Origin of the sequence: Enterobacter chinensis, from assembly GCF_034008295.1 — a bacterium.
Lineage (GTDB): Bacteria > Pseudomonadota > Gammaproteobacteria > Enterobacterales > Enterobacteriaceae > Enterobacter > Enterobacter chinensis.
Genome location: NZ_JARDVI010000002.1, coordinates 745,728 through 769,770, shown reverse-complemented (window position 1 = coordinate 769,770; position 24,043 = coordinate 745,728). Strand labels below are relative to the sequence as shown.

Here is a 24,043-nt window from a genome sequence, read left to right as displayed (position 1 = left end):
GGCCTTTTTCGTAAACCGTGCCGATTACAGGCTGGATACGTTCTCAGACAGGTATTTAGCCACGCCGTCTGGAGACGCGTTCATGCCTTCTTTACCTTTTTCCCACTGAGCCGGGCACACTTCGCCGTGCTCTTCGTGGAACTGCAGCGCGTCAACCATGCGCAGCATTTCGTCGATGTTACGACCCAGCGGCAGATCGTTCACAACCTGGTGACGAACGATGCCGTTGGCGTCGATCAGGAAAGAACCACGCAGTGCAACGCCAGCGTCCGGATGTTCGATACCGTAAGCCTGCTGGATTTCGCGTTTGATGTCCGCAACCATTGCGTATTTCACCGCACCGATGCCGCCTTTGTCGACAGGGGTGTTACGCCATGCGTTGTGTACAAATTCAGAGTCGAAGGAGACGCCAACCACTTCCACGCCACGCTTCTGGAATTCTTCATAACGTTTGTCGAATGCGATCAGCTCAGACGGGCAAACGAAAGTGAAGTCCATTGGCCAGAAGAACAGAACGGTCGCTTTACCGTTGGTGTGCTGTTTGAAGTTGAAGTTTTCAACGATTTCACCGTTGCCCAGAACTGCTGCAGCTGTAAAATCCGGAGCCGGACGAGTTACCAGAACCATATGATTCTCCTGTAGATACTAAGGTTATTTGGAACGCAACGCGAGCCAGTATAGAGAGTGTTCATGGATAAGACAAAGAGGTGGTGACAATCGTTCCGCCAGCTTTTACCTATCAATGCGAATTCTGTCAGAGCTGTTTGTTTTTCGCCTGCGCCATCATGCGCGGGTAAAACTGCCAGAAACGCGTTTCCAGCGCATCGTAATGTTCGTCAAGGTCATACCAGGAGTCGCGCAGCGCATCAAGCCGCGGGCGACGACTCGCCATCCCATTCAACACATTCTGGATGAAGTCCATCTCACGATAGCGCTCCAGCCAGCGTTCGGACCACAGATAATTATTCAGATTCACAAAGCGCGGCGGTGAGTCGGGCAAAATGATCGACACCTGCCGGTGGGCATAGCGAACAAAATCCGGCAATGGCATCTCCGGCGACAGCTGCTCCCAGTGACGCGACAGGAAGTGGTCCCACATCACATCAAGCGTGATCGGCGCAACGCGGCGCGTTTCAGGGCGAAACCACGCTTTGGCTTCCGTCACTTCCGGCAGCTTATCGGTCAATACGTCGATGCGGCGGTGCATAAAAATCCCGTCGACAACCTCTGGGGAATAGTCTTCAGCGGGGTTGCCGCGCACGAAATCGGCCAGCAAATTACCGGAAAGAGAGCTGTCAGCGAGATGAGCGAGATGCAGGTGAGCGAGAAAATTCATGCGTTTTATTTGTCCGGGGGCGGCTAGTTGTTGCAGCAAAAGGGTGTGAGCACTAGACTATGCCGCCTGTTTTTAAGTCACGAGTATACGTCATGCGCGTCGCCGATTTCTCCTTTGAACTACCTGAATCCCTGATTGCTCACTATCCAATGCCTGAGCGCAGTAGCTGTCGTTTGCTGTCACTGGATGGGCCAACGGGCGAGCTGACGCACGGTACTTTCACCGATTTGCTCGACAAGCTCAACCCTGGCGATCTGCTGGTCTTTAACAATACCCGCGTGATCCCGGCACGCCTGTTTGGTCGTAAAGCCAGCGGCGGCAAGATTGAAGTGCTGGTCGAACGTATGCTCGATGATAAACGTATTCTGGCACATATTCGCGCATCCAAGGCGCCGAAACCGGGCGCGGAACTGCTGCTGGGTGATGACGAGAGCATCAAAGCGACGATGACCGCGCGCCACGACGCGCTGTTTGAAGTGGAATTCAACGACGAGCGCACGGTGCTCGACATTCTGAACGCCATTGGCCACATGCCGCTGCCGCCGTACATTGAGCGTCCGGACGAAGAGGCCGACCGCGAGCTGTACCAGACCGTCTACAGCCAGAAACCTGGCGCGGTCGCGGCGCCAACGGCGGGCCTGCACTTTGATGAACCGCTGCTGGAAAAACTGCGCGCGAAAGGGATTGAGATGGCGTTTGTGACGCTGCACGTCGGCGCGGGAACCTTCCAGCCGGTGCGCGTAGACAGTATCGAAGATCACATCATGCATTCTGAATATGCCGAAGTGCCGCAGGATGTGGTGGATGCGGTGCTGGCCGCGAAAGCGCGCGGTAGCCGCGTCATTGCGGTCGGTACGACGTCGGTGCGCTCGCTGGAGAGTGCCGCGCAAGCGGCGAAAAACGATCTTATCGAGCCGTTCTTTGGCGACACGCAGATTTTTATCTACCCGGGCTATCAGTACAAAGTGATTGACGCGCTGGTGACCAACTTCCATCTGCCTGAATCCACGCTGATTATGCTGGTGTCCGCGTTTGCGGGTTATCAGCATACGATGAATGCCTACAAGTCTGCGGTAGAACAAAAATATCGCTTTTTTAGCTACGGGGACGCGATGTTTATCACGTACAATCCGCTGGCTTTGAATGAGCGTGTCGGGGAATAAGTCCGCGGCACCAGAATAATGTGTCGGACTGTTTTTCTGGCACAGAGGAATGAAAATGAAATTTGAACTCGATACCACCGATGGCCGCGCGCGTCGCGGTCGCCTGGTGTTTGATCGCGGCGTGGTAGAGACCCCCGCGTTTATGCCTGTGGGCACCTACGGTACCGTCAAAGGGATGACGCCGGAAGAGGTGGAAGCCACTGGCGCGCAGATCATCCTCGGTAATACCTTCCACTTGTGGCTGCGCCCGGGTCAGGAGATCATGAAGCTCCACGGCGATCTCCATGACTTCATGCAGTGGAAAGGCCCCATCCTGACCGATTCAGGCGGTTTCCAGGTCTTCAGCCTGGGAGATATCCGCAAGATCACCGAGCAGGGCGTACACTTCCGTAACCCGATCAACGGCGATCCGATTTTCCTCGATCCTGAAAAATCGATGGAGATTCAGTACGACCTCGGCTCTGACATCGTGATGATCTTCGACGAATGTACGCCGTATCCGGCCGACTGGGACTACGCGAAACGTTCTATGGAGATGTCTCTGCGCTGGGCGCAGCGTAGCCGCGACCGTTTTGACTCCCTGCAGAACAAAAATGCGCTGTTTGGCATTATCCAGGGCAGCGTTTACGAAGATTTACGCGATATCTCTGTTAAAGGTCTGGTAGAGATAGGTTTTGATGGCTACGCTGTCGGCGGTTTGGCTGTGGGTGAGCCGAAGGAAGACATGCACCGTATTCTGGAACATGTCTGCCCGCAAATCCCGGCAGATAAGCCCCGTTACCTGATGGGCGTGGGTAAACCAGAAGATCTGGTTGAAGGCGTACGCCGCGGCATTGATATGTTCGACTGCGTCATGCCAACCCGCAACGCGCGTAACGGTCATCTGTTTGTTACCGATGGCGTGGTGAAAATCCGTAACGCGAAGCATAAAAGTGACACCAGTCCGCTCGATGCCGAGTGCGATTGCTATACCTGTCGCAATTATTCTCGTGCGTATCTGCATCATCTCGATCGTTGTAATGAGATTTTGGGTGCACGTCTCAATACCATTCACAATCTTCGCTATTATCAGCGCTTAATGGCTGGTTTACGTAAGGCTATCGAAGAGGGTAAATTAGAGAGCTTCGTGACCGATTTTTACCAACGTCAGGGCCGGGATGTCCCACCTTTGAACGTTGATTAATTTTAATAATGAGGGAATTTGAATGAGCTTTTTTATTTCTGATGCGGTAGCAGCAACTGGCGCGCCTTCTCAGGGCAGCCCAATGTCTCTGATTCTGATGCTGGTTGTGTTCGGTCTGATCTTCTACTTCATGATCCTGCGTCCACAGCAGAAGCGCACCAAAGAGCACAAAAACCTGATGAACTCTATCGCGAAAGGCGATGAAGTGCTGACCAACGGTGGCCTGGTGGGTCGCGTGACCAAAGTAGCGGAAAGCGGCTACATTGCTATCGCCCTGAATGACACCACTGAAGTGGTTATCAAACGTGACTTCGTAGCTGCCGTTCTGCCGAAAGGCACCATGAAGGCGCTGTAATCCCAACTTTTCCCAAAGGGAACTGCCGTGTTAAACCGTTATCCTTTGTGGAAGTACATCATGCTGGTCGTCGTGATTATCGTCGGCCTGCTGTACGCACTTCCCAACCTGTATGGTGAGGATCCGGCCGTTCAAATCACTGGCGCGCGCGGTGTCGCCGCCAGTGAGCAAACGCTGATCCAGGTCCAGAAAACGTTACAAGAAGAAAAAATTACCGCTAAGTCTGTGGCACTGGAAGAGGGCGCTATTCTTGCTCGCTTCGACACCACCGACACGCAGCTCCGCGCTCGTGAAGCGCTGATGGGCGTGCTGGGTGATAAATATGTCGTGGCGCTTAACCTTGCTCCTGCAACCCCGCGTTGGCTGGCTGCTCTGAATGCAGAGCCAATGAAACTGGGTCTTGACCTGCGTGGTGGCGTTCACTTCCTGATGGAAGTGGATATGGACACCGCGCTCGGCAAGCTGCAGGAACAGAATATCGATAGCCTGCGCAGCGATCTGCGTGAAAAAGGCATCGCCTATACCACCGTGCGTAAAGAAGATAACTACGGCATGAGCATCACGTTCCGCGACAGTGCGGCACGCGACCAGGCTGTAACTTACCTGTCTCAACGTCACCGCGATCTGGTGATTACCTCTCAGGGCAGCAACCAGCTGCGCGCGGTGATGACGGATGCGCGTCTGAGCGAAGCGCGTGAATACGCCGTTCAGCAGAACATCAACATTCTGCGTAACCGTGTAAACCAGCTGGGTGTAGCTGAGCCGTTGGTTCAGCGTCAGGGCGCTGACCGTATCGTGGTAGAGCTGCCGGGTATCCAGGATACCGCACGTGCGAAAGAGATTCTGGGTGCAACCGCTACTCTCGAATTCCGTCTGGTTAACTCCAATGTCGACCAGTCCGCTGCTGCCGCAGGCCGTATTCCGGGTGACTCCGAAGTGAAACAGACCCGCGAAGGTCAGCCAGTTGTGCTGTACAAACGCGTGATCCTGACCGGTGACCATATCACCGACTCCACTTCCAGCCAGGACGAATATAACCAGCCGCAGGTTAACATCTCGCTCGATAGCGCGGGTGGTAACATCATGTCTAACTTCACCAAGGACAACATCGGCAAACCGATGGCGACCCTGTTCGTGGAGTACAAAGACAGCGGTAAGAAAGATGCAAACGGTCGTGCGGTGCTGGTGAAAGAGGAAGAGGTGATTAACATCGCCAACATCCAGTCTCGTCTGGGTAACAGCTTCCGTATTACCGGTATTAACAACCCGAACGAAGCGCGTCAGCTCTCCCTGCTGCTGCGTGCCGGTGCGCTGATTGCGCCAATTCAGATTGTAGAAGAACGTACCATTGGTCCTACGCTTGGTATGCAAAACATCCAGCAGGGTCTGGAAGCGTGTCTGGCCGGTCTGGTTGTCTCCATCCTCTTCATGATCTTCTTCTATAAGAAGTTTGGTCTGATTGCGACGTCCGCGCTGCTGGCTAACCTGGTGCTGATCATCGGCATCATGTCCCTGCTGCCGGGCGCGACGCTGACCATGCCGGGTATTGCGGGTATCGTTCTGACCCTTGCGGTGGCGGTCGACGCCAACGTACTGATAAACGAACGTATCAAAGAAGAGCTGAGCAACGGTCGCTCTGTGCAACAGGCGATTGAAGAAGGCTACAAAGGGGCGTTCAGCTCCATCTTCGATGCGAACGTAACAACACTGATTAAGGTTCTTATCCTGTATGCAGTGGGTACTGGCGCTATCAAAGGCTTTGCGATTACAACCGGTATCGGTGTCGCAACGTCAATGTTTACCGCTATTGTCGGCACCCGTGCCATCGTGAACCTGCTGTATGGCGGCAAGCGCGTCAAAAAGCTGTCTATCTGAGGAGTGCGTTGTGGCACAGGAATATACTGTTGAACAATTAAACCACGGCCGTAAAGTCTGGGACTTTATGCGCTGGGACTACTGGGCCTTCGGCATTTCAGGTTTTCTGCTGATTGTGTCCATCGTCATCATGGGCGTGAAAGGCTTTAACTGGGGTCTCGATTTTACCGGTGGTACGGTAATTGAAATCTCCCTGGAAAAACCGATCGATATGGACCAGATGCGCGAGTCTCTGCAGAAAGCAGGCTTTGAAGAGCCGCTGCTGCAGAACTTCGGCAGCAGCCGCGACATCATGGTGCGTATGCCGCCGGTACACGATGCCAACGGCAGCCAGGAGCTGGGTAGCAAGGTTCTGAACGTCATCAACGAATCGACCAGCCAGAATGCGGCGGTGAAGCGTATTGAGTTCGTCGGCCCAAGCGTAGGTGCTGACCTGGCGCAGACCGGTGCGATGGCGCTGATGGTGGCGTTGATTTCCATCCTGATTTACGTTGGTTTCCGCTTTGAGTGGCGACTGGCGGCAGGTGTGGTTATCGCTCTTGCGCACGACGTGGTGATCACCATGGGCGTACTGTCGCTGTTCCACATTGAGATTGACCTGACGATTGTGGCATCCCTGATGTCCGTTATCGGTTACTCACTGAACGACAGTATCGTGGTATCTGACCGTATTCGTGAAAACTTCCGTAAGATCCGTCGCGGTACGCCGTACGAAATCTTTAACGTGTCGTTGACCCAGACGCTGCACCGTACGTTGATCACATCCGGAACCACTTTGATGGTTATCCTGATGCTGTATCTCTTCGGTGGTCCGGTACTGGAAGGCTTCTCGCTGACCATGTTGATTGGTGTCACCATCGGTACTGCGTCTTCTATCTACGTGGCATCTGCACTGGCATTGAAACTCGGCATGAAGCGCGAGCACCTGCTCCAGCAGAAAGTCGAGAAAGAAGGGGCGGACCAGCCGTCCATTCTGCCGTAAGGCGACGTTTAGCGCGTTATCGAAATCCCGGTCTGTTGGCCGGGATTTTTTTTATCTGCTCCTGACAAACACTCCTGACAGTATGCTGTCAGGAGCCCTGTCGTAGACTCTTTTCGAACCCAAACAACAGTCAGGAGAATGTATGAAAAGCGTAATTAACTGGTTTGAAATCCCGGTCACGGATATGGATCGTGCAATTAATTTTTATGAGCCAGTGATGCAGGTTTCATTAAAAAGCGAGAAAATGGACTGCGTCGAGCTGGCCGTATTCCCGCATGAGGATCCGGGTACCGGCGGGGCGCTGGCAAAATTTGAGGGCATTGTACCGTCTCACGAAGGCGCTATTATCTACCTGCATACTGACAATCTGGCGGCCACGCTCGATCGTATCGCTAGCGCAGGCGGCGAGTGCGTATTCGGGCCGCTGGAATTGCCGCGTGGCATTGGCACTATTGCTCTGTTTACCGACTGCGAAGGTAATCGCGTCGGCCTCCATCAACCTGCCTGAGAGCTGAATAAGATATGACCCGACGCGCTGACCGTTTGTTCCAGATTGTGCAGATCCTGCGGGGCAGGCGTCTGACAACGGCAGCGCATCTGGCAGACCGGCTTGGTGTATCTGAGCGCACGGTCTACCGCGATATCCGCGACCTTTCACTTTCCGGCGTGCCGGTAGAGGGTGAGGCAGGAAGCGGATATCGGCTGATGTCGGGTTTTGACCTACCGCCGCTGATGCTGACAAATAAGGAGTCAGAGGCGCTGATCGTCGCGATTCGCCTGCTCAAAACCTGGGGAGGTGAGTCGCTGTCGCGCGAGCTGGAGTCGGCTCAGGAAAAGGTGCTGGCTATCCTGCCCGAGGAGAGCCGGCGAAAGGCGGAGCAGACGCGGATCTACGCGCCGGACTTTTGCATGCAAAGCCACTCCCGCAGCGATTTTGACATGATTCATCAGGCGATTTCCGCCCAGCGCGTGCTGGTGTTGCATTATCGTGATGAAGCCGGACAGCTCTCTAAGCGCGAGGTTCAGCCGCTGGGGCTGTTCTTCTGGGGGGAGCGCTGGCTGCTGGCGGCGTGGTGCGAACGGCGCGATGACTACCGCTGTTTCCGGCTCGACAGATGCCTCAATATTATGCAGACGGAGAGACGGTTTAGCGAGAGTGCGGATAAGTCACTGGCGGATTTTTTGCGGAAGGTGAAGCAGTGAAAAGCCGGGTGGCGAGGTAAAAGCAAAACGGCAACGATGTTGCCGTTTTTTGTGTTTGCGCCCTCTCCCGTGGGAGAGGGAAGGGGTGAGGGCACCAGCCCGCACAATCTCGCACTGATTAGAAGTTGTAACCCACAACCAGGTAACCACCCCAACCGGTAGAACGAACGCTGAAGTCGCCGTTGCCGAAGTTCAGGCTGGCGTCGTCGTTCCACTGGCCACCGTTGTGCCAGTAACGCGCAACAACAGAGTAGTGCCAGTGATCGTAGTTCAGCGCCAGGATGTGGCTGGAGGCGATGGAGTCGTTGGTGCGCGCTTTCTTACCGTTCAGGTCGCGGAAGTCGTTGTCGCCCAGATCTGAACCCCAGTCAAAGTTGGTGAAGCCGATATAGCTCAGGTTGCCGCCCCACAGCTGGGTGATTGGCACAAAGTATTTCACTTTGAAACGGTAGCCATCCCACTCGTTTTCGTTTGCGGCACCGTAGTTCTGCCACTGGTACTTAGCGTACACGTTCAGAGACAGGCTCATTGGCAGGCCGGTGTCGATGTCCGTACCCAGACCCATGTACCAGGTGCTCTGGCGACCGGACTTGTTGCGGCCCATGTCGTAGATGTAGTTGTTCGCGAAATACCACTCTTTAAACGGACCAAACGCCAGGCTGGTACCGGTCAGTTTATCAATAGAGAAGCGCGGTTCGATCTCCATGAACAGTGGGGAACCGTGGTTCCAGATACCTTTCGCGTCGGTGTTACCACCGAAGAAGACCGGTGCATCCATATAGCCATAGAAATCAAACCAGTCTTTCTTGGCGAATGCTTCATATTCCAGGTAGGTATCGTTGCGGATCTGTGGTCCGAAGCGGGTGTGGTAGCTGCCGACCACGTTAACGCTCTGATGCCACCAGTCGGAGAGGTATTGCGGTTTATCGTTTTCCGCTGCGTTAACAGTGAAAGAGGAGGACAGTGCCAGCACGGCCCCAGCTGCGAGTAATGTTTTTTTCATAATCATGCCACTGATTGAAATTCCCTTCCGGGAGTGAAAAATGCGCGAATTGCGTTTCTAAATATTTCGTATTTCTGCGGTGCCTATTATAGGAATCCCTGCTCACAAAAATATGTGTTGTTTCACATATCTCTCACACACGTAATCGATTGCGTTCACGTTTGCGTACTTTAAACGGCCGGGATTGTAGCGGCAATCATTTATGTTGCCAATCCATACGAAATGTAAATGTTAGCGGAGTGACATTTCACTCCGCTTAAGAGGATGGAATTACTGCGCGGCGGGTTGAATGTCGTGAATGCGGATAAAGCCTAACTGTTCCGGCGTAAGGCCGCTTAACTGAAGAGGAATTTCCACATCGCTGGGTGCTAAAACGCTGGCCGGGGCGGTGAAAAGCTGATTCTTCACGTTCACCTCCTGGTAATTCTCCGTGGTGCCCTGGATCTGCCCCCATTCGACGGTGCCGCTGAAGGCCGGAAGCGGATCGTTGGATTCGCCCTGGATGCGTAATGTTGCGCGAGTACCATCTGCATTCGCCGCCACGTTCACCAGCGACATCTTCAGCGTGCCAACCTGGCTGTTCAGGCGCGCAGGCGTATTTGCTCCCGGCAGCAGATAGACTCCGCTACTGGATTTAGCGTTAAGCGCGTTTTGCTGGGTGATCTTCACCGTTTCTTTGTTCAGTTTGTCCATCGCCGTATTGAGCGTATTCACGCTCTGTTTCATTTGACGGACTTCGGTTTGCTGTGCACAGGCGCTAAGGGTGAAGAGGCTCCCCACCAGCAAAATTTTCAGGTAACGTCTTGTCATTGCGTTTATTTCCTTGAAATAACGGATCGCTCTAATGGTAGCCAGCATCATCGTGTCAGACATAGATCCTTTATCTCAAAAAGCTCTTCCTTTGTTGTCAGGCCAGATCAGGGTAAAATGAAAATCAGTTAACCGGATAACAGGGATACCGTATGCATTGCCCATTCTGCTCCGCTGTGGATACCAAAGTCATCGACTCTCGTCTTGTGGGCGAAGGGTCATCCGTACGCCGTCGTCGGCAGTGTCTGGTGTGCAACGAGCGTTTCACGACCTTCGAGGTTGCGGAGCTGGTTATGCCGCGCGTGGTAAAAAGTAACGATGTGCGCGAGCCGTTTAACGAAGAGAAGCTGCGCAGCGGGATGCTGAAAGCCCTCGAAAAACGTCCTGTAAGCGCAGATGACGTTGAAATGGCGTTAAATCACATCAAATCTCATCTTCGTGGCTTAGGCGAGCGTGAAGTGCCCAGCAAGATGATCGGCAACCTGGTGATGGAGCAGTTGAAAAAGCTCGATAAGGTCGCCTATATCCGCTTCGCCTCTGTGTACCGCAGCTTCGAAGATATCAAAGAGTTTGGCGAAGAGATCGCCCGCTTACAGGATTAAGCTCATGCACGATGAGATTTACATGGCGCGCGCCATGAAGCTGGCGCAGCGTGGTCGTTTTACTACCCATCCCAACCCGAACGTCGGGTGCGTGATCGTTAAAGATGGCGAGATCGTGGGAGAGGGCTTTCACTATCGTGCAGGCGAGCCACATGCTGAAGTTCATGCGTTGCGTATGGCCGGCGAGAAGGCGCGCGGTGCCACGGCCTACGTTACGCTGGAGCCCTGCAGCCATCACGGGCGTACGCCGCCGTGCTGCGAAGCGTTGATTGCAGCAGGTGTTTCACGCGTGGTCGCATCGATGCAGGACCCGAATCCGCAGGTGGCTGGACGCGGGCTGTATCGACTGCAGCAGGAAGGCATTGAGGTCAGCCATGGGCTGATGATGCAGGACGCGGAAGCGATCAATAAAGGCTTCCTGAAACGTATGCGCACCGGGTTCCCGTATATCCAGCTTAAGCTGGGCGCCTCGCTGGATGGACGTACGGCGATGGCAAACGGCGAGAGCCAGTGGGTAACCTCGCCGCAGGCAAGGCGCGATGTGCAACGTCTGCGTGCGCAAAGCCATGCTATCCTCACCAGCAGTGAAACGGTTCTGGCTGACGATCCGGCCATGACCGTACGCTGGGACGAACTGAATGCCGATACCCAGGCGCTTTACCCGCAGGAGAACCTGCGTCAGCCGCTGCGTATTATCATTGATAGACAGAACCGCGTGACGCCTGAACACCGCATTGTCCAGCAGCCCGGTGAAACCTGGATTGCCCGCACCAAAGAAGATACGCGCGAATGGCCGGAAGGTGTGCGCAGCATCATGGTGCCGGAGCATAACGGTCATCTGGATCTCGTGGTGCTGATGATGTTGCTCGGCAAGCAGCAGGTGAACAACATCTGGGTAGAAGCGGGGCCAACGCTTGCCGGTGCGCTCTTACAGGCCGGACTGGTGGATGAATTGATTGTTTACGTTGCGCCTAAACTGTTAGGTCACGACGCGCGCGGCCTGTTTGTGCTGCCCGGCCTTGAAAAACTGGCCGATGCACCACAGCTCAAATTTAGCGAGATTCGTCCGGTGGGTCCGGATGTCTGCCTCCACTTAACGACAGCGTAATTGCTCCCGAAATAGGGAAGCAGTGCGCAAAGTATTATGATAAAATCCGCCCCCCTGCGGGGCCAAATGAACCCGTAAAGGAAGAGTATGAACATTATTGAAGCTGCTGTAGCTACCCCGGACGCTCGCGTCGCCATCACCATTGCGCGTTTCAACAACTTCATCAACGACAGCCTGCTGGAAGGTGCCATTGACGCCCTGAAACGTATTGGCCAGGTTAAAGATGACAACATTACCGTTGTTTGGGTTCCAGGTGCTTACGAACTGCCACTGGCAGCGGGCGCGCTGGCAAAAACCGGTAAATACGACGCAGTGATTGCACTGGGTACTGTTATTCGTGGCGGCACTGCGCACTTCGAATACGTTGCGGGCGGTGCAAGCAACGGTCTGGCACACGTTGCGCAGGATGCTGAAATTCCTGTCGCGTTTGGCGTGCTGACCACCGAAAGTATTGAGCAAGCCATCGAACGTGCTGGCACCAAAGCCGGTAACAAAGGTGCAGAAGCTGCACTGACCGCGCTTGAAATGATCAATGTATTGAAAGCCATCAAGGCCTGATTTTTTTGTAAGGGGAATTCCGTGAAACCTGCTGCTCGTCGCCGCGCCCGTGAATGTGCCGTCCAGGCACTTTACTCCTGGCAGTTGTCCCAGAACGACATCGCTGATGTTGAATACCAGTTCCTGTCAGAACAGGACGTGAAAGATGTTGACGTTCTGTACTTCCGTGAACTGCTGTCGGGAGTGGCGACTAATAGCGCGTATCTCGATGGTCTGATGAAACCTTACCTGTCCCGTCTGCTCGAAGAGCTGGGTCAGGTAGAAAAAGCAGTGTTGCGTATCGCGCTGTTTGAGCTGTCAAAACGTGATGATGTGCCGTATAAAGTGGCCATCAACGAAGCGATCGAACTGGCGAAAACCTTCGGCGCTGAAGACAGCCACAAGTTTGTAAACGGCGTTCTTGATAAAGCAGCACCTGCGATCCGTCCCCACAAAAAGTGATCCGCAAACCGGAGTCCTGCGTTGCCTGACGGGCAGTGCGGCTCCGGTTTTTTCTTTTATTTGCTGAGGCATAACGTATGGCATGCGGCGAATTCTCCCTGATTGCCCGTTATTTCGACCGTGTCAGAACCTCTCGTCTTGATGTTGAAACCGGCATTGGCGATGACTGTGCACTTCTCAATATTCCCGAAAAACAGACGCTGGCAATCAGCACCGACACCTTAGTGTGCGGACGTCATTTCTTACCGGATATCGATCCTGCCGATCTGGCGTATAAAGCGCTGGCGGTTAACGTTAGCGATCTGGCGGCAATGGGCGCCGATCCCGCATGGCTGACGCTGGCCCTGACGCTGCCTGAGGTGGATGAAGCCTGGCTTGAAGTCTTCAGCGATGCGCTGTTTGAGCAGCTCAACTACTACGATATGCAGCTGATTGGCGGTGATACCACAGCCGGGCCGCTGTCGATGACGCTGGCGATCCACGGCTATGTCCCGCTCGGTCGCGCGCTGAAGCGCTCGGGCGCAAAACCCGGCGACTGGATCTACGTGACCGGTACGCCGGGCGACAGCGCGGCAGGGTTGGCTATTCTGCAGGATCGCTTAACCGTGAAGGACGCTGACGATGCGGCGTATCTGGTGAAACGCCATCTGCGCCCGACGCCGCGTATTCTGCACGGTCAGGCGCTGCGCGAGCGGGCAAGCTCGGCTATCGATCTCTCTGACGGTCTCATCTCAGACCTCGGCCATATTCTGAAGGCCAGCGGCGTCGGCGCGCGCGTTGACCTGGACCTGTTCCCGCTGTCAGAACAGCTGCTTCGCCACGTTGAACCTGAGCAGGCCCTGCGCTGGGCGCTCTCCGGTGGCGAAGACTATGAGCTGTGCTTCACGGTGCCTGAGCTGAACCGTGGGACGCTGGATGTGGCGTTAGCGCATCTCGGCGCGAAGTTTACCTGTATCGGTCAGATCATGCCGGAGAGCGAAGGGCTGAAGTTTGTGAAAGACGGTGCGCCCGTTACGCTGGACTGGAAAGGGTACGATCACTTCGCGTAAGTTTGCGCGCTCTGTATTGCCGGGTGGCGGCTTCGCCTTACCCGGCCTACAAAAGATGGAGCTTACTTAAACCCCACCACCGGATGCTGCTGATATGGCGTCTCCAGCTCGGCAATCTGCTCCGGCGTCAGCGTGATATCCACCGCATTCAGCAGTTCATCAAGTTGCTCTTCCCGGGATGTGCCGATAATCGGTGCCGCGACGCCGCGTTTACCCAGCAGCCACGCCAGCGCCACCTGGGCACGAGTTGCACCGGTATCGTCGGCGATCCCGGCTAAGCGTTCGGCAATTAGCGCATCGCTGGCCTCTGTTCCTTCGTACAGGTTTTTTCCCACTTCATCCGATACCAGGCGGGCCGTGGTTTCTCCCCATGGGCGGGTCAGGCGGCCGCGTGCCAGCGGGCTCCACGGGATCACCGCCACGCCCTCCTGATGGCACAGCGGCAACATTTCACGTTCTTCTTCACGATAGATCAGATTGTAGTGATCCTGCATGGTGACAAAGCGCGCCCAGCCGTGCTGCGCCTGGAGATCCAGCGCCTGTGCAAACTGCGATGCATGCATAGACGACGCGCCGATGTAGCGTGCTTTACCGGCTTTGACCACGTCGTTCAGCGCGTCAAGCGTCTCCTCGACTGGCGTGTTGTAATCCCAGCGGTGAATTTGCAGCAGATCGACGTAATCCATATTTAACCGTCTGAGGCTGTCATCAATGGAACGCAGGATTTGCGCGCGAGAAAGGCCCTCAGCCAGGTCGCCCACCGGGTAGTACACCTTGGTCGCGACGACGATTTCATCACGACGGGCAAAATCGCGCAGGGCACGGCCGACAATCTCCTCGCTGCTGCCGTCAGAGTAGCTGTTGGCGGTGTCAAAGAAGTTAATGCCGCCCTCGATAGCGCGTTTGATAATCGGACGGCTGCTCTCTTCCGGCAGCGTCCAGGCGTGGTTTCCCCGATCGGGCTCGCCAAAGGTCATGCATCCCAGACAAAGTCTGGAAATTTTAAGGTCGGTTTTTCCTAATGTAGTGTATTGCACGGTCCGCTCCTGCTGTTTAAACACCAGGTTTAAGCATAGCAGGAGCGGAAAAGGGGGAGGGGGTCAGTCCAGCCAGGTGCGGATTTTGGCTTCGATACCGGCAGCGTCCAGGCCAATAGCCGCACGCGCTTCGTCCTGAGTACCTTGCGGAATGAAATGATCCGGCAGGCCGAGGTTCAGCACCGGAACGGCTTTACGGTTTGCCATCAGCACTTCGTTCACGCCGCTGCCCGCACCGCCCATAATGGCGTTTTCTTCCAGCGTGACCAGTACGTCATGCATTTCAGCCATACTCAGGATGAGGGACTCGTCGAGCGGCTTCACAAAGCGCATATCCACCAGGGTTGCATTCAGCGTTTCAGCCACTTTCGCGGCCTCCGGCATCAGCGTACCGAAGTTCAGGATCGCCACTTTCTCACCGCGACGTTTTACCAGACCTTTACCTATCGGCAGTTTTTCCAGAGGCTGGAGCTCAACGCCTACCGCATTACCGCGCGGGTAGCGAACGGCGCTTGGACCATCCTGATAGTGGTAGCCGGTAAACAGCATCTGGCGACATTCGTTCTCGTCGCTTGGCGTCATGACAACCATATCCGGAATACAGCGCAGGAACGACAGGTCAAATGCACCCTGGTGCGTCTGACCGTCAGCACCGACGATGCCCGCACGATCGATAGCAAACAGTACCGGCAGTTTCTGAATGGCCACGTCATGGATCACCTGATCGTAGGCGCGCTGCAGGAAGGTGGAATAGATAGCGACAACCGGCTTGTAGCCGCCAATGGCCAGGCCCGCTGCAAACGTCACCGCGTGCTGCTCGGCAATGGCCACGTCAAAATACTGGTCAGGGTATTTTCTGGAGAACTCCACCATGCCAGAGCCTTCACGCATGGCCGGGGTGACCGCCATCAGCTTGTTGTCTTTCGCTGCGGTTTCGCACAGCCAGTCGCCGAAGATTTTTGAATAGCTCGGCATGCCGCCGCTGCTTTTTGGCAGACAGCCGCTGGACGGGTCAAATTTCGGTACCGCGTGGAAGGTAATCGGATCTTTTTCCGCCGGTTCGTAGCCACGCCCTTTTTTGGTCATGATGTGCAGGAACTGCGGGCCTTTCAGATCGCGCATGTTCCTGAGTGTGGTCACCAGACCCAGCACGTCATGGCCGTCAACCGGGCCAATATAGTTAAAGCCCAGCTCTTCAAACAGGGTACCCGGCACGACCATGCCTTTGATGTGCTCTTCGGTGCGCTTGAGCAGCTCTTTGATCGGCGGTACGCCGGAGAAGACTTTCTTGCCGCCTTCACGCAGCGAGGAGTAAAGCTTGCCGGAGAGCAGCTGAGCCAGATGGTTGTTCAGCGCGCCGACATTTTCGGAAATCGACATTTCGTTATCGTTAAGAATAACCAGCATGTCTGGCTTGATATCGCCCGCGTGGTTCATGGCCTCAAAGGCCATACCTGCGGTGATGGCACCATCGCCAATCACGCAGACGGTGCGGCGCTGTTTGTTCTCTTTTTCGGCGGCAACGGCAATACCGATACCCGCAGAAATGGACGTGGAGGAGTGGCCGACGCTCAATACGTCATACTCGCTCTCACCGCGCCACGGGAACGGATGCAGGCCGCCTTTCTGTCGAATGGTGCCAATTTTATCGCGACGTCCGGTCAGAATTTTGTGCGGATATGCCTGGTGCCCTACGTCCCAGATTAGCTGATCGAACGGCGTGTTATAGACGTAATGCAGCGCCACGGTCAGCTCAACCGTGCCAAGCCCGGAGGCGAAATGGCCGCTGGAACGGCTAACGCTGTCGAGCAGGTAGCGACGCAGTTCGTCGCACAGCTTCGGCAGGCTCTCTTTCGGCAACAGGCGTAACTCCTGGGTGGAGTCCACTAACGCCAGTGTCGGGTATTTGGCAATATCAAAACTCATCAAAGGCTCATCGAGATAGTGTGTTTATTTATCACGCTGGATTATATAGTCCGCTAGCGCTTCCAGTGCCGAGGTATCCAGCGATTGCGCGGCCAGCTGATTCAGAGACTGGCGGGCATCCTCTATCAGATCCCGGGCTTTACGTTGGGCTTGCTCAAGGCCCAGCAAGGCGGGGTAGGTACTTTTGCCAAGCTGCTGGTCCGCACCCTGACGTTTTCCCAATGTTGCAGTATCGCCCACCACATCCAGAATGTCATCCTGAACCTGGAATGCCAGACCGATACTTTCTGCGTATCTGTCCAGAATCGGCAGGGCTTTGCGCCCTTGTTCACCCGCGCTCAGCGCGCCCAGGCGAACGGCTGAACGAATCAATGCCCCTGTTTTATGGCGATGAATACGCTCCAGCTGTTCCAGATTAACCTGACGTCCTTCCGCGTCCAGATCCAGGGCCTGTCCGCCGCACATGCCGGCTACGCCGCTGGCCATTGCCAGTTCGGAGATCATTGCCAGGCGGTCGCGGTCAGCCACTTCCGACATCGGCGCGTCGCTCAGAATCGAAAATGCCAGCGTTTGCAGGGCATCACCCGCCAGAATGGCATTCGCCTCGCCAAACTTGATATGGCAGGTTGGTTGACCCCGACGCAAATCGTCGTCGTCCATGGCCGGTAAATCATCGTGGATCAGCGAGTAGGCGTGGATGCACTCAACGGCGGCTGCCGGGGCGTCCAGCGTGTTATCGCTGATACCAAACATATTGCCTGTGGCGTAGACCAGAAACGGGCGCAGGCGCTTTCCACCCAAGAGTGCGCCATAGTGCATGGCTTCAACCAGTGGAGTGTTCTGAAAAGGCTGTGGCGCAATAAAACGGCGCAGGGCGTCGTTGGCGCGCACGACACGCGCCTGAAGCTCGGTGGCAAAATCCATTTACTCGGCGTCCGGTGTGAAAGGCGTGGTTTTCGCATCTTCGCTGTCGGACAGCAGGATCTGCACACGCTGTTCGGCCTGCTGCAGTTTGACCTGCCCCTGGCGTGCCAGCTGTACGCCGCGCTCGAATTCGTTGAGCGCCTCTTCCAGCGGGAGATCGCCGCTCTCAAGGCGGGTGACAATTTGCTCCAGTTCACTCAGCGCAGTTTCGAAACTGGCCGGTGCGTCGTTCTTCTTCGGCATAGTGAATTGACTCTTATATTCTTCGCCCCGACATGGTAACGGACTCGGGCGGATAAGCAAATAACGCGCAATGTGCACAGGAGCGGCGCGATGGTGATATACTTGCGCGCCTGGATGCAGCCACGGGTGTGGGCTGCTGTACTCTTTTCCATTACAAGCCTTAATACGCTTGCCTAAGAAACATTGCCGCCATGAAGTTTATCATTAAATTGTTCCCTGAAATCACCATCAAAAGCCAATCTGTGCGTTTGCGCTTTATTAAAATTCTCACCGGGAACATTCGTAACGTATTAAAGCACTACGACGAAACCCTCGCCGTGGTGCGCCACTGGGACCACGTTGAGGTTCGAGCGAAAGACGAAAACAAACGTCAGGATATTCGCGACGCCCTGACCCGTATTCCGGGTATCCACCATATTCTGGAAGTGGAAGACGTCCCGTTCAGCGATATGCACGACATCTTCGAGAAAGCGCTGGTCCAGTACCGCGACCAGATCGAAGGTAAAACCTTCTGCGTACGCGTGAAGCGTCGCGGTAAGCACGAATTCAGCTCCATTGAAGTGGAACGTTACGTTGGCGGCGGCTTGAACCAGCACGTCGAGTCTGCGCGCGTGCGTCTGACCAACCCGGACGTGACCGTCAATCTGGAGATCGAAAACGATCGCCTGTTACTGGTGAAAGGCCGCTATGAAGGCATCGGCGGCTTCCCGATCGGGACCCAGGAAGATGTTCTGTCCCTGATCTCCGGCGGCTTCGACTCCGGCGTCTCCAGCTATATGCTGATGCGTCGCGGCTGTCGCGTGCACTACTGCTTCTTCAACCTGGGCGGCGCGGCGCACGAAATCGGCGTTCGTCAGGTGGCGCATTATCTGTGGAACCGCTTCGGCAGCTCCCACCGCGTGCGTTTTGTGGCGATCAACTTCGAACCTGTGGTCGGCGAAATCCTCGAGAAAGTGGACGACGGCCAGATGGGCGTCATCCTGAAGCGCATGATGGTGCGTGCGGCCTCCAAAGTGGCTGAACGCTACGGCGTGCAGGCGCTGGTCACCGGCGAAGCGCTGGGCCAGGTCTCAAGCCAGACGCTGACCAACCTGCGTCTTATCGACAACGTGTCTGATACGCTGATCCTGCGTCCGCTGATCTCCCATGATAAAGAGCACATCATCGACCTGGCGCGTGAAATCGGCACCGAAGATTTTGCCCGCACCATGCCGGAATACTGCGGTGTGATCTCAAAAAGCCCAACGGTGAAAGCGGTGAAGGCGAAGATCGAAGCGGAAGAAGAGAACTTCGATTTCAGCATTCTGGAAAAAGTGGTGGCGGAAGCGTCCAACATTGATATCCGCGAGATTGCCCAGCAGACCGAGCAGGAAGTTGTTGAAGTTGAAACCGTAAGCGGTTTCGGTGCCAGCGATGTGATTGTGGATATTCGTTCGATTGATGAACAGGATGCCAGCCCGCTGAACGTCGAAGGCGTTGAGGTGGTTTCTCTGCCGTTCTACAAGCTGAGCACGAAATTTGGCGATCTCGACAAGAGTAAAACGTACCTGCTGTGGTGTGAGCGCGGGGTGATGAGCCGCCTGCAGGCGCTGTACCTGCGCGAGCAGGGCTTTGCGAATGTGAAAGTGTATCGCCCGTAGTTCATTGCCCGGTGGCGCTTCGCTTACCGGGCCTACGGTACCGTGCACGTGTAGGCCGGGTAAGGCGTAGCCGCCACCCGGCTTTTTTTATGCACTACTCTTCATAGTAGTTATAAATTCCCGCCGGCATCACCAGCGATGACGCAACCTCGTACGCTTTTTCGCGCCCGACCAGCAGGTCAATAATCTTTAAGCCAAAATCAATCGCAGTGCCGGGGCCCTGGCTGGTCAGCAGGTTGACGCGCGGATCCCAGACCACGCGTTTATCTACCCACTGGTCTTTCGGAATGGTCTCTTTCAGCCCAGGGAAGCCGGTCATGTTGCCGATGGGAAAGATGTCATGCGGAACCAGAACCGTGCCGGCAGCGGCGCAGATGGCTGCGACGATCCGACCGGATAAATGGAACTGGCGCACGGTTTCGACCAGCAGAGTGCTGTCACGAAAATACTCCGCGCCCTTCAGACCACCCGGCAGGACGATGATGTCGTAATCTCCGTCCGCCACCTGCACAAGCGGGGCATCCGCGAGGAGCTTCACCCCGCGCGAGCAGGTGACGGCCAGATTACCGTCGCTGGCGACGCTGGCAGTTGTCACGTTAATGCCGCCGCGCACCATCAAATCAATGGTGGTTACCGCTTCTGTCTCTTCGCTACCAGGGGCGAGGCAGATCAGTGCCGACGCGCTCATATTCACTCTCCTTACGTTTAACCAGGTCATACAGACGGGCGTTTTCCGGCACGGCGATACCGTGCGCTCGGGCGCGTTTTAGCAGATAGCCGGTAATGTAGTCGATTTCTGTGTGGCGTAATGCCCGAACATCCTGCAACATCGAGGAGATGTTTTCTGCGGTACTCTCAATAACCTGCTCGACATAACAGCGTAAATCGTCTGCTGAGGTATGCAGGCCTTCCCGCTCAACGACCGCTGCGACTTCCGCACACAGCATCGCAATATCCTGCGGATGATTTTTCAGCTCCCCGTTCGGGCAGTCCCACAGCGCCGTCAGCGGATTAATGACGCAGTTGACGGCCAGCTTGCGCCAGAGTTGAGGACGAATATGGTTATGCCAGGCCACGTCCGGCAACACCTTTTGCAGTACATCGGCAAGATAACTGTAGTCGCCATCCTGCGTTCTGGCGGGGCCGATGTGCGTCACCCCGCTGGCGACATGCACGATGATGTTACCGTCCCGGCGGGCAGCGTGAGTGGTCGTCGCCATCAGCAGGGGTTGCGGGACGCTTTTCAGCTCATCAAGCGTCCCCATGCCGTTATGCAGCAGCAGTATGGGGGAAGTGGGGGGGAGCTGCGCGGCCAGTGTTTTTACCGCGTCTGAGACCTGCCACGCTTTGAGCGTCACCAGTAAAAGGTCGCTTTGCGCCAGGAAATCAGGATCGTTCGCGGTGAGGGATTCGTTAAAGATGCTTCCGTCTTCACCAATCAGGTTTACACTGCAATAGGGCTGGGGCACGCGCAGCCAGCCCTGAACCTCATGTCCGTGCTTGCACAGCGCGGTCAGCCACAGCTGACCAAGCGCTCCGCATCCGAGCACTGTAATTTTCATTGTTCCTCCTCACCTGCAACTGCGCCAGGTGTTACAGCTTAATTATACAGCTAAGCTTCTGTTGAGTTATGCCTCGTAGCGGGTATTATGCAACGCAACAAAAGTGAAGGGAGAAGAAAAGATGCCATCTTTCGATATTGTTTCCGAAGTTGATATCCAGGAAGTTCGCAACGGCGTTGAGAACGCAACCCGCGAAGTTGAGTCACGTTTCGATTTTCGTGGCGTTGAGGCGTCGTTTGAGCTGAACGATGCAAATAAGACTATTAAGGTGCTGAGCGAGTCTGATTTCCAGGTGAATCAGCTGCTCGACATTCTGCGCGCCAAGCTGTTAAAACGCGGCATTGAAGGGACATCTCTGGATGTGCCGGAAGAGTTCGTGCACAGCGGTAAAAACTGGTTTGTTGAAGCTAAGCTGAAGCAGGGTATTGAGAGCGCGGTGCAGAAGAAGATCGTTAAGCTCATCAAAGACAGCAAGCTGAAGGTACAGGCGCAGATCCAGGGTGAAGAGATTCGCGTCACCGGCAAGTCCCGTGATGACCTGCAGTCCGTGATGGCGCTGGTGCGCGGCGGCGATCTGGGGCAACCGTTCCAGTTTAAAAACTTCCGCGATTAATAAAAAAGCCCGGTTTAACCGGGCTTTTTTTCAGGCTTTGAGCGCCTGTTCGACCTCGAAGCGGTTGGTCATTTTACTGTCTATTTTGACGTAAGCGCTGCGTTCTTCCGGAACAATAAGTACTTCTGTCACACCCTCTTTGGCTTCCAGACGCTGCTTCAGCGCATCGCTAATTTCTACATCATCCGGAATTTCTACCCGCAGGCTGCTCACGTAGCGCGGCTCTTTCATGGTGCTGGCGACCAGCAGCCAGACGGTCGCCAGTAGCGCACCTGCCAGAAACACGGTTTGCGAATCAAACAGCCCGTCCACCCATCCGCCAAGCGAGCCGCCAATCGCCACGCCGAGAAACTGGCTGGTGGAGTAAATGCCCATTGCTGTGCCTTTGTAACCGGCGGGGGACTCTTTGCTTATCAGCGACGGGAGCAGGGCTTCCATCAGGTTAAAGGCCAGGAAGAAGAGCTGCACGCCGGCGATCAGTTCCCAGAAGTGCGGGCCGGAGCCCCAGAGCACGATCTCGGCAATCAGCAGGACCGCCACGCAGCCCACGAAGACGCGCTTCATTTTGCGCTTCACTTCGGCGTAGATGATAAACGGCACGACGGAGACAAACGAAATCAGCATCGTGACCAGATATATTTTCCAGTGCTCTGCCGCAGGGAAGCCCGCAGCGGCAAGCTGACCGGGCAGGGCGACAAAGGTCGACATCAGCAGGATGTGCAGGCACATAATGCCAAAATTGAGCTTCAGCAGGCGTGGTTCAACAAGCACTTTGCTGAAGCAACCTTTTACCATCCCCGATTCACGGTTGAGGACGTGGTTTTTGCTGTCCGGCACTACCCACAGGGTTAAGGCAATACCGAGGGTCGCCAGCAGGGCAATCATCCAGAACAGGGCATGCAGGCCAAGCGCATGGGTAATAATGGGGCCCAGCACCATGGCAATCGCAAAGGTGACGCCAAAACTCACGCCGATGAAGGCCATCGCTTTGGTGCGGTTCTGCTCGCGGGTTAAGTCTGACAGCAGTGCCATTACCGCGGCAGCAATCGCGCCGGAGCCCTGCAGGGCACGGCCAAGAATAATGCCCCAGATGGAGTGGGAGAGGGCGGCAATGATGCTCCCGAGTACAAAGATCAGCAACCCACCGACAATCAGCGGCTTGCGACCCACCCGGTCAGAGAGCAGGCCAAAGGGGATCTGGAATACCGCCTGCGCCAGACCGTAAATGCCAATGGCCAGGCCAATCAGCGCCTCGCTGGCTCCCTGCAGTGCCATACCGTACGTGGTCAGAACAGGCAGGACCATAAACATGCCAAGCATCCGTAGCGAGAAGACAGTCCCTAAGCCCCAGGTCGCGCGTAGCTCGCCTGGCGTCATTTTATAATCGTTCATTACCACCTCAGTTCAAAAGCAGGCCATAGTGTAGTGCGGGGAAGGGGCGGGGTAAATAAAGGGTTATTTAACAAATATTACATGCGTTATTAATAGATTCGGTGAATAAAAAAGGGTGCCGAAGCACCCCTTTATTCACCTGTTGTGGCTTACCAGACGTAAGTCAGCAGGTTGTGTGAATCTGGCACCATGAAGTCAACGGACATCATCACGGACAGAGAGGTGATGGCGACAATCGAGAACACAAACAGTTTGCGCGCCCAGACTTTGTCATCTTCCACTTTGTAACCGCGCAGCGCCATACCGAGCCACCAGACGCTCACTGCAGCCGCTACCGCCAGATATTTATATCCAGCGTAACCACCCAGAGAGAGCATCAGCGTTGCGACAGCAAAGGCGATGATGTAGAGCGTGATGTGGTTCTTGGCAACGGAAATGCCCTTCACGACCGGCAGAACCGGAATGTTCGCTGCCTGATAATCCTTAAAGCGGAAAATCGCGATGGCATAGGAGTGCGGCATCTGCCACAGGCTAAAGATAGCCAGCAGGATCAGCGCACCGCTGTCGAACTCGTTCGTGACCGCGCAGTAGCCAATCACCGGCGGCGCAGCGCCGGAGAGAGAACCAATCAGCGTGCCGTAGACGGAGTGACGTTTCATATACAGGCTGTAGACGCCCACATAGACCACGAACCCCATCACCCCCAGCCAGCAGGCCAGCGGGTTAGCACCAAACCACAGCAGCATAAAGCCAGCAATACCCAGCAAGGTGGCGTACACCAGCGAGACGGAAGGGGCGATCAGGCCTTTCACCAGCACCCGATTTTTGGTCCTTTCCATCTTCTTGTCGATATCCATGTCGATGTAGTTGTTAAATACACAACCGGACGCAACAACCAGTGACACACCGACCAGCGTGTAGATAAAGAGGGTGTAATCAATGCTGCCTTTAGAGGCCAGCAGGAACCCTCCGATCACGGAGATCAGGTTGCCAAAGATGATGCCTGGTTTCGTTACTTGCAGGTATTGCTTAAACATA

26 protein-coding genes are annotated in these 24,043 nt (G+C 55.3%); 14 read left to right on the top strand and 12 right to left on the bottom strand.

The window, feature by feature from the left end:
- Positions 1–24: 24 nt before the first annotated feature.
- Together PYW49_RS08645 and acpH are read right to left on the bottom strand one after the other, a co-directional pair.
- Positions 25–627 carry a peroxiredoxin gene (locus PYW49_RS08645; RefSeq protein WP_014168840.1) on the bottom strand — a complete coding sequence of 201 codons (603 nt, stop codon included), beginning with the start codon at positions 625–627 and terminating at the stop codon, positions 25–27.
- A gap of 127 nt (positions 628–754) precedes the next feature.
- Complete coding sequence (gene acpH, locus PYW49_RS08640) at positions 755–1,336, bottom strand: ACP phosphodiesterase (RefSeq protein WP_320386232.1); 582 nt, start codon at positions 1,334–1,336, stop codon at positions 755–757.
- A gap of 92 nt (positions 1,337–1,428) precedes the next feature.
- Here acpH and queA point away from each other — a divergent pair, with 92 nt between their 5' ends.
- From queA to PYW49_RS08605, 7 genes are all read left to right on the top strand, one after another.
- Entirely contained in the window at positions 1,429–2,499 is a 1,071-nt protein-coding gene (gene queA / locus PYW49_RS08635) for a tRNA preQ1(34) S-adenosylmethionine ribosyltransferase-isomerase QueA (protein WP_134348641.1), read from the top strand.
- A 55-nt stretch (positions 2,500–2,554) separates the two neighbouring features.
- Complete coding sequence (tgt, locus tag PYW49_RS08630) at positions 2,555–3,682, top strand: tRNA guanosine(34) transglycosylase Tgt (RefSeq protein ID WP_134348640.1); 1,128 nt, start codon at positions 2,555–2,557, stop codon at positions 3,680–3,682.
- A 22-nt stretch (positions 3,683–3,704) separates the two neighbouring features.
- On the top strand, positions 3,705–4,037 hold the full coding sequence (gene yajC / locus PYW49_RS08625) for a preprotein translocase subunit YajC (RefSeq protein ID WP_042320789.1): 333 nt from the start codon (positions 3,705–3,707) through the stop codon (positions 4,035–4,037).
- Positions 4,038–4,064: 27 nt separating this feature from the next.
- A complete protein-coding gene (secD, locus tag PYW49_RS08620) occupies positions 4,065–5,912 on the top strand; it encodes a protein translocase subunit SecD (RefSeq protein ID WP_134348639.1) in 1,848 nt (615 codons plus the stop codon).
- 10 nt (positions 5,913–5,922) lie between these two features.
- Positions 5,923–6,894 carry a protein translocase subunit SecF gene (secF, locus tag PYW49_RS08615; RefSeq protein ID WP_134348638.1) on the top strand — a complete coding sequence of 324 codons (972 nt, stop codon included), beginning with the start codon at positions 5,923–5,925 and terminating at the stop codon, positions 6,892–6,894.
- Positions 6,895–7,036: 142 nt separating this feature from the next.
- Positions 7,037–7,402, top strand: coding sequence for a VOC family protein (locus tag PYW49_RS08610; protein WP_134348637.1), 366 nt, complete (start codon positions 7,037–7,039; stop codon positions 7,400–7,402).
- Positions 7,403–7,416: 14 nt separating this feature from the next.
- The gene (locus tag PYW49_RS08605) at positions 7,417–8,097 is read left to right on the top strand and encodes a helix-turn-helix transcriptional regulator (RefSeq protein WP_134348636.1); all 681 of its coding nucleotides are present in this window, start codon (positions 7,417–7,419) and stop codon (positions 8,095–8,097) included.
- A gap of 118 nt (positions 8,098–8,215) precedes the next feature.
- Here PYW49_RS08605 and PYW49_RS08600 read toward each other — a convergent pair whose 3' ends face one another.
- Together PYW49_RS08600 and PYW49_RS08595 are read right to left on the bottom strand one after the other, a co-directional pair.
- The gene (locus PYW49_RS08600) at positions 8,216–9,100 is read right to left on the bottom strand and encodes a nucleoside-specific channel-forming protein Tsx (protein ID WP_025756198.1); all 885 of its coding nucleotides are present in this window, start codon (positions 9,098–9,100) and stop codon (positions 8,216–8,218) included.
- A 270-nt stretch (positions 9,101–9,370) separates the two neighbouring features.
- Positions 9,371–9,910, bottom strand: a complete 540-nt coding sequence (locus PYW49_RS08595) for a SadB/YajI family lipoprotein (protein WP_134348635.1) — start codon at positions 9,908–9,910, stop codon at positions 9,371–9,373.
- A 152-nt stretch (positions 9,911–10,062) separates the two neighbouring features.
- Here PYW49_RS08595 and nrdR point away from each other — a divergent pair, with 152 nt between their 5' ends.
- The 5 genes from nrdR (at position 10,063) to thiL (ending at position 13,668) form a co-directional block, all read left to right on the top strand.
- Entirely contained in the window at positions 10,063–10,512 is a 450-nt protein-coding gene (gene nrdR / locus PYW49_RS08590; RefSeq protein WP_006176872.1) for a transcriptional regulator NrdR, read from the top strand.
- Between the two features lie 4 nt (positions 10,513–10,516).
- Positions 10,517–11,620, top strand: coding sequence for a bifunctional diaminohydroxyphosphoribosylaminopyrimidine deaminase/5-amino-6-(5-phosphoribosylamino)uracil reductase RibD (gene ribD, locus PYW49_RS08585; RefSeq protein ID WP_320386231.1), 1,104 nt, complete (start codon positions 10,517–10,519; stop codon positions 11,618–11,620).
- 87 nt (positions 11,621–11,707) lie between these two features.
- Positions 11,708–12,178, top strand: coding sequence for a 6,7-dimethyl-8-ribityllumazine synthase (ribH, locus tag PYW49_RS08580; RefSeq protein WP_006176874.1), 471 nt, complete (start codon positions 11,708–11,710; stop codon positions 12,176–12,178).
- Between the two features lie 21 nt (positions 12,179–12,199).
- Positions 12,200–12,619 carry a transcription antitermination factor NusB gene (gene nusB / locus PYW49_RS08575; protein ID WP_006809908.1) on the top strand — a complete coding sequence of 140 codons (420 nt, stop codon included), beginning with the start codon at positions 12,200–12,202 and terminating at the stop codon, positions 12,617–12,619.
- A gap of 77 nt (positions 12,620–12,696) precedes the next feature.
- On the top strand, positions 12,697–13,668 hold the full coding sequence (gene thiL / locus PYW49_RS08570; protein WP_320386230.1) for a thiamine-phosphate kinase: 972 nt from the start codon (positions 12,697–12,699) through the stop codon (positions 13,666–13,668).
- Positions 13,669–13,730: 62 nt separating this feature from the next.
- Here thiL and PYW49_RS08565 read toward each other — a convergent pair whose 3' ends face one another.
- From PYW49_RS08565 to xseB, 4 genes are all read right to left on the bottom strand, one after another.
- On the bottom strand, positions 13,731–14,705 hold the full coding sequence (locus PYW49_RS08565; protein WP_134348633.1) for an aldo/keto reductase: 975 nt from the start codon (positions 14,703–14,705) through the stop codon (positions 13,731–13,733).
- A gap of 63 nt (positions 14,706–14,768) precedes the next feature.
- Complete coding sequence (dxs, locus tag PYW49_RS08560) at positions 14,769–16,631, bottom strand: 1-deoxy-D-xylulose-5-phosphate synthase (RefSeq protein WP_320386229.1); 1,863 nt, start codon at positions 16,629–16,631, stop codon at positions 14,769–14,771.
- Between the two features lie 24 nt (positions 16,632–16,655).
- Positions 16,656–17,555 (bottom strand): (2E,6E)-farnesyl diphosphate synthase, encoded by a 900-nt coding sequence (gene ispA / locus PYW49_RS08555; protein WP_320386228.1) that lies wholly within the window; start codon positions 17,553–17,555, stop codon positions 16,656–16,658.
- The gene (gene xseB, locus PYW49_RS08550; RefSeq protein WP_008503331.1) at positions 17,556–17,798 is read right to left on the bottom strand and encodes an exodeoxyribonuclease VII small subunit; all 243 of its coding nucleotides are present in this window, start codon (positions 17,796–17,798) and stop codon (positions 17,556–17,558) included. It abuts the gene before it with no gap.
- Positions 17,799–17,989: 191 nt separating this feature from the next.
- Between xseB and thiI the strand changes: the two genes are divergently transcribed.
- Positions 17,990–19,438 (top strand): tRNA uracil 4-sulfurtransferase ThiI, encoded by a 1,449-nt coding sequence (thiI, locus tag PYW49_RS08545; RefSeq protein WP_134348630.1) that lies wholly within the window; start codon positions 17,990–17,992, stop codon positions 19,436–19,438.
- Positions 19,439–19,532: 94 nt separating this feature from the next.
- On the opposite strand, the gene yajL is transcribed toward thiI, so the two are convergent.
- Both yajL and panE read right to left on the bottom strand, forming a co-directional pair.
- Positions 19,533–20,126: a protein deglycase YajL gene (gene yajL / locus PYW49_RS08540; RefSeq protein ID WP_134348629.1), complete on the bottom strand. Its 594-nt coding sequence runs from the start codon at positions 20,124–20,126 to the stop codon at positions 19,533–19,535.
- Positions 20,089–21,000: a 2-dehydropantoate 2-reductase gene (panE, locus tag PYW49_RS08535; protein WP_320386227.1), complete on the bottom strand. Its 912-nt coding sequence runs from the start codon at positions 20,998–21,000 to the stop codon at positions 20,089–20,091. The genes yajL and panE overlap by 38 nt, the downstream gene beginning before the upstream one ends.
- A gap of 121 nt (positions 21,001–21,121) precedes the next feature.
- Here panE and PYW49_RS08530 point away from each other — a divergent pair, with 121 nt between their 5' ends.
- A complete protein-coding gene (locus tag PYW49_RS08530; protein ID WP_023334701.1) occupies positions 21,122–21,613 on the top strand; it encodes a YajQ family cyclic di-GMP-binding protein in 492 nt (163 codons plus the stop codon).
- A 30-nt stretch (positions 21,614–21,643) separates the two neighbouring features.
- On the opposite strand, the gene PYW49_RS08525 is transcribed toward PYW49_RS08530, so the two are convergent.
- A complete protein-coding gene (locus PYW49_RS08525; RefSeq protein WP_134348627.1) occupies positions 21,644–23,005 on the bottom strand; it encodes an MFS transporter in 1,362 nt (453 codons plus the stop codon).
- Positions 23,006–23,154: 149 nt separating this feature from the next.
- Positions 23,155–24,042 (bottom strand): heme o synthase, encoded by an 888-nt coding sequence (cyoE, locus tag PYW49_RS08520; RefSeq protein ID WP_013095848.1) that lies wholly within the window; start codon positions 24,040–24,042, stop codon positions 23,155–23,157.
- Between the last annotated feature and the right edge of the window lies 1 nt (position 24,043).